The organism is Erwinia sp. 1181_3 (assembly GCF_052824965.1).
Genome location: NZ_VTDE01000034.1, coordinates 1 through 596, shown reverse-complemented (window position 1 = coordinate 596; position 596 = coordinate 1). Strand labels below are relative to the sequence as shown.

Annotated in this window: 1 pseudogene; it reads right to left on the bottom strand. The window is 62.4% G+C overall.

The window, feature by feature from the left end:
- A pseudogene (locus FY046_RS23640) lies at nucleotides 1-596 on the bottom strand (VENN motif pre-toxin domain-containing protein); the annotation flags it as partial.

Genomic DNA, 596 nt, shown 5'->3' with positions numbered 1-596 from the left:
GACACCTGGGTGCTGATTTCGCCAATCAGCTGCGCCTGCTGAATGCGCTTCTGCTCTTTCTCTTTGTCGAATATCTGGCTGATGCTGCCGTTGGCGTTCTCCGCGTCGCGGCTGAGGTTCGCCACGTCCTGGGCCTGTTTATCCTGGTCGCGGATGAGCAGGGTGCCCTCGCTGACGGCGGCTTTCGTGGTGCCGCTGTCGTGGCCGTCTTTATTGACGCCCGCCAGCAGGGTGTTGGCCATGTTGCCGATGGCCTGGCCGCCGATGCTGCCCCCGGTGCTCAGGCCGATACTCTGGTGCTCGACCTTATAGTCGGCCCGGTTGTGGATATCGCTGAAGCCGAGGGTGCCGGTGTCGAGCTTATTGTTGTCCGCGGTGGCGGTGGAGCCGATGACCGCGCCGTTAAGCTGGGTGTGTTCACCGACGGTAACGTCAAAGCCGCCTTTGCCCGCGAAGATGCCGGTCTGCTCAACCACGCTGTCGTAGTTGCTGTGCATTTTGTCACGGCTGAGGTTGACGCTGGCGGAGCCGGTCATGGAGCCGAAGGTAAAGCTGCCGCCGACGCTGGCGTTCTGCTGCTTCGAGTCGTAGCGGTC